4 protein-coding genes are annotated in these 4,772 nt (G+C 67.5%); 1 reads left to right on the forward strand and 3 read right to left on the reverse strand.

Annotation, left to right across the window (positions count from 1 at the left end; genetic code table 11):
* Nucleotides 1-2,741 (forward strand): glycine--tRNA ligase subunit beta (gene glyS / locus ACE3UY_RS13900; RefSeq protein WP_374688108.1); only part of this gene is annotated, 2,741 nt, incomplete at its 5' end.
* Nucleotides 2,742-2,772: 31 nt separating this feature from the next.
* Here the strand turns inward: glyS and ACE3UY_RS13905 are convergent.
* From ACE3UY_RS13905 to ACE3UY_RS13915, 3 genes are all read right to left on the reverse strand, one after another.
* Nucleotides 2,773-3,429, reverse strand: coding sequence for a nucleotidyl transferase AbiEii/AbiGii toxin family protein (locus ACE3UY_RS13905; RefSeq protein WP_374688109.1), 657 nt, complete (start codon nt 3,427-3,429; stop codon nt 2,773-2,775).
* Nucleotides 3,423-3,797 carry a hypothetical protein gene (locus ACE3UY_RS13910; RefSeq protein ID WP_374688110.1) on the reverse strand — a complete coding sequence of 125 codons (375 nt, stop codon included), beginning with the start codon at nt 3,795-3,797 and terminating at the stop codon, nt 3,423-3,425. The genes ACE3UY_RS13905 and ACE3UY_RS13910 overlap by 7 nt, the downstream gene beginning before the upstream one ends.
* A gap of 298 nt (nt 3,798-4,095) precedes the next feature.
* Nucleotides 4,096-4,772, reverse strand: a 677-nt coding sequence (locus tag ACE3UY_RS13915; protein WP_374688111.1) for a restriction endonuclease, incomplete at its 5' end; no start/stop codon positions are given.

The raw sequence follows: 4,772 nt of genomic DNA on the forward strand, positions 1-4,772 counted from the left end.
ATCCGGGCGACCCCATCGAGCTGTACCTGAAGAGCCTGGAGGCCATCGGCATCAGCCAGCGCGAGCACGACATCCGCTTCGTCGAGGACAACTGGCAGTCGCCGGCGCTGGGCGCGTGGGGGCTGGGCTGGGAGGTGTGGCTCGACGGGCAGGAGATCACCCAGTTCACCTACTTCCAGCAGGCGGGCGGCGTCGATCTCGACCCCGTCTCGGTCGAGATCACCTACGGCCTGGACCGCATCGCCCTGGCCCTGCAAGGCAAAGACAGCGTCTGGGAGATGGATTACGGCGCGGGCGTGGGCTATGGCGACGCGCTGCTCCAGTCGGAGATCGAGCACTGCCAGTACTACTTCACCGTGGCCGACGTGGACGCGCTGAAGCTGATCTACGAGACCTATGAGCGCGAGGCGTACCGCTGTCTGGAGCACGGCCTCGTCGCTCCGGCCCACGACTACAACCTGAAGTGCTCGCAACTGTTCAACGTGCTGGACACGCGCGGGGCCATCGGCGTGACGGAGCGGGCGCACTACTTCGGCCGCATGCGCCGCGTCGCCAACAAGGTCTCGACGGCCTACATCGAGCAGCGGCAGCGGCTGGAATACCCCTTCGCCGACAACAAGCGCTGGTCGGCCGGCGACGCCGTGGACACCGGCGACGGGACGGCCGCCGCCGCCGCGCCGGCTGTGGCCGAACTGGGCGAGCGCGAGCTGTTCGTGCTGGAGATCGGCGGCGAGGAACTGCCGGCCGGCGACCTGGACGCGGCGCTGGCGCAACTGCGCGCCGCCGTGCCCGCGCTGCTCGACGCGGCCCGCCTGAGCCATGAGGGCGTCACCGTTCAGGGCACGCCGCGCCGGCTGGCCGTGCTGGTGGCGGGGCTGGCGGCGCGGACGGCCGACCTGGAGAGTGTTGTCAAGGGGCCGCCGGCCGACCGCGCCTTCGACAAGGACGGCCGGCCGACCCAGGCCGCCGTGGGCTTCGCCCGCAGCCGGGGGCTGTCGGTGGACGACCTGAGCGTGGTCGAAGAGGGCGGCAAGCGCTACGTCTCGGCCGTGGTGCGCGAGGCGGGGCGGCCGTCGGTCGAGGTGCTGGCCGAGCGCCTGCCCGACCTCGTCGCCGGGCTGAAGTTCGAGAAGCCCATGCGCTGGAACCACACCAACGTCTACTACAGCCGGCCGCTGCGCTGGCTGCTGGCGCTGCACGGGCCGGCGCTGGTGGGCTTCACCTACGCCGGGGTGCGCAGCGGGCGGACGACCTACGGCCTGCGCCCCTACGGCTCGCCGGCCATCGAGGTGCCAACCGCGGCCGACTACCTCCCGGCGCTGGAGCGGGCGACCATCGTCCTGGACAGCGACGCGCGGCGGGCGGCCATCGCCACAGGGGCGGCGGCGCTGGCCCGCTCGAAGGGCGGGACGATCCCCGACGACCCCGGCCTGCTGGACGAGGTGACCAACCTGGTGGAGCGGCCGACGCCGCTGCTGGGCGCGTTCGAGGAGCGCTTCCTGGCCCTGCCGCCGATGGCCCTGGTGGCCGTCATGCGCAAGCACCAGCGCTACTTCCCCGTCTACAAGGGGGAGAAGCTGCTGCCCTACTTCGTGGCCGTGCGCAACGGCGACGAGGAACACCTCGACATCGTCCGCGACGGCAACGAGCACGTCATCCGCGCCCGCTTCGCCGACGCGGCCTTCTTCTACGGCAAGGACACCAAGCAGGGGCTGGCGGCGTTCGCGGCGGAGCTGGGCAAGCTGACCTTCCAAACGGAACTCGGCTCGATGCTGGACAAGACGCGCCGGCTGGAGCGGCTGGTTCCGGCCGTGGCCGAGATGCTGGGGCTGGGCGAGGCCGACCGGGCCACGGCCGCCCGCGCCGCCGCGCTGGCCAAAGCCGACCTGGCGACGAGCATGGTGGTGGAGATGACCAGCCTGCAAGGGGCGATGGGCGGCCACTACGCGCTGCGCAGCGGCGAGCCGGCAGCGGTCGCCACGGCCATCGCCGAGCAGTACGAGGCCGTCAGCAGCACGCCGCCGGGGCTGGCCCTGGCCGTGGCCGACCGGCTGGACAGCCTGGCCGGACTGTTCGCCGCCGGGCTGGGGCCGAAGGGGTCGAACGACCCGTTCGCCCTGCGGCGGGCGGCGCTGCACCTGATCGAGAACCTGACCGCCCACCGGCAGCGCTTCGACCTGGGGTTGGGGCTGGACGCGGCCGGGGCGCTGCTGCCCGTGGCCTGGTCGGAGAAGGCGCGGGCCGAGGTGCTGGCCTTCATCGGCGGCCGGCTGGAGGGGGTGCTGCGCGAGGCGGGCTACGCCACCAGCGTGGTCAAGGCGGTGCTGGCCCAGAGCGCCGCGGGCGCCCGCGACCCGTACGCGGCGCGGCTGGCGGCGGCGGCGCTGAGCGAGGCGATGGCCGCGCCCGACTGGACGGCGCTGCTGGACGCCTACGCCCGCTGCGTGCGCATCACCCGGCCGCTGAAGGAGACCTACGCCCTGCGGCCGGACGCCCTGGGGCTGCCGGAGGAGCGGGCGGCGCTGGACGAATTGCTCCAGGCTGAGGCGGCCAGGGATGGGTCGGTCGAGACGTTCGTCGCCAGCCTGCGCCGGCTGGAGCCGGCCATCACCCGGCTGTTCGAGGCGGTGCTGATCATGGATGAGGACGCGGCCGTGCGCGAGAACCGGCTGGCGCTGTTGCAGCGGGTGGCGGGGTTGGCGCGGGGGGTGGTTGACCTGTCGGTGCTGGAAGGGTTTTAGCCGTAGGGGCAGACCGGCGTGTCTGCCCTCCCTAATTCAATCTGGATAGACCGCGCGCCAGCTTGCGGGCGGCCGTCTGGCAATAGGCTTTAACGCTCTCCCAGGAGGCTTCCACATACATCTGTGGCATTGGCTGCTGCTCCGCATCTTCAAAGTAGGTCAATGCCCTGATCGCAATAGATAGGAAATCGGGACGATTCGCATACTTTTGAGGAGCTAGAGTCAACAACTCTTCCAAAGAGATGATGTGGCGTAGGCAGTATATATCCACGAAATCGCGGCGCGCGCCGCGCGAGTTGATTGCTGCCAACTTCATTAATCCGATGTCAATGGGCGAAGCCAGTTGCGCACCCTTGTAATGCACCGTCTCGCGCAAGAGCGGATGTTGCTGAAAGATAAAGCTAACGTCTGTGCCGATCAGTCTCGAGTAGATCATGCCGTCTTGCTCAGAGACAATCTGAAACTGACCGTCGGTACTTAACGTACGGACGATCTCTTCTCGCTCGAGAGCCAGCAGAGTTTGCTTATAACTGAACCAATCCAGGTCTGTGGAAAGGCGGTGGCCGATTTGCAGCGCCAGTGCCGTACCGCCGGCCAAGTAGAAACCCTCGAGGAATGAGTGGCTAGCGAGAAGCGCAAGCGCTTCCTGACAGGATGGGGTGATGGCCGTCTCGTAGAACTTCACCATGACTCCGGCAGTTGCTTGGCCGCGATGGCCCAATCGGGAGCCGTGTAGGTGTCAACGTTCAGAACCAATCGCCACAAGGCAAAGGAGCGCTTGGAAAGGAGACGAAAGCCATGCCGGCTGACCCAATCGGCGACGGCCGTCTCCCCATAGGTGGCAAACAGCCATCTGACCTGCTCCCAACTGCCGCGCTCCAGAACGCGCTCGATGATGACGCCCCGGTGTGTCTGGATATCCATGGTTGCAAAAGCGTATTCCGGGAATAGCCAGGCCATGTCGGGTGGTAGAAGGGGTTGTCTCAACTCGGATGCTGTTACCTTCATAGGCTTTCTACATTCCGGCCTGAGAACGATGAGACAGAGATGCTCCATCGCTCTTACTCATTGTAGCATGTTTCTTCAACTTAAAGCGGTCTGGTAGCCTGGCTTACCCCTCTCTCAACCTCGCCTCCCCTGCCCGCGTCTTCGTTGTAGCGCGGAATGGTTGAGAGTGACCAATTAAACACGGATAGGACACGGATAAGACGGATTCTACGGATTGAAACCTGCTCTGAAGACAGTCAATCCGTTGAATCCGTTCAATCCGTGTCCTATCCGTGTTTAATTCCCAGGCTTCAAGTATCCCGCGTTGGGGGGGTGAAGAGGCGGGATACCGTCCCGCCCTACAACGCTACAACTCCAGCCGCCCCTGCTGGGGGCCGGCGTCCTTTTCGCGCCGCGCCTGCTTGAACGTCTGCGCCGTGGGCGGCATCTGGACGGCCGCGCCGGCCAATAGCTCGCGCACGGTCAGCAGTTGCAGCCGCGGGTAGTCGCGCCCCCACTGTTCGGAGCGGTAGAAGCCGGCCGCCGCGGCCTCGGTCGCCATCTCCTTGGTCGGCTCCTCCAGCGTGACGAACACGGCGATGGCCGCCCCCTCGCGGTTGAGCACGCCCACCAGGTCGCGCACGGCCGGGCTGCCCACCTTGCCGCTCTTGACCTGGACGATGACGCGCTTGACCTTGCCGCCGGCGTCGTCGACGAAGGTGATCACCCCGTCGATGCCCCGGTCGGCCCCCTTCTTGCCCGTCCTGGCCCCCGTCTCGCCGCCCAGCGGTTGGGCGCGCACCAGCGACAAAGCCCACCACTGGAACTGGTAGCGGTTGTCGCGGGCCAGCGCCCGCGCCCCGTCCAGGTCTTCCGGCTCGCCGATGACGTCATAGGTCAGGTCGGGGAAGGCGTCCTTCAGCCGGTACTTGAGCAGGGCGATGGAGAGGTGGGTGATGTCGATGCCGATCCAGCGCCGGCCGAGCTTCTGGGCGGCGTGGATGGTCGTGCCGCAGCCGCAGAACGGGTCGAGCACCACGTCGC

Origin of the sequence: Promineifilum sp. (SeqCode), from assembly GCF_041918635.1 — a bacterium.
Classification (GTDB): Bacteria; Chloroflexota; Anaerolineae; order Promineifilales; family Promineifilaceae; genus Promineifilum.

What these genes read in the sequence shown, in the direction of transcription:
- ACE3UY_RS13905 (WP_374688109.1), bottom strand. Translation starts at nt 3,429, where the DNA reads ATGGTGAAGTTCTACGAGACGGCCATCACCCCATCCTGTCAGGAAGCG.
- ACE3UY_RS13910 (WP_374688110.1), bottom strand. Translation starts at nt 3,797, where the DNA reads ATGGAGCATCTCTGTCTCATCGTTCTCAGGCCGGAATGTAGAAAGCCT.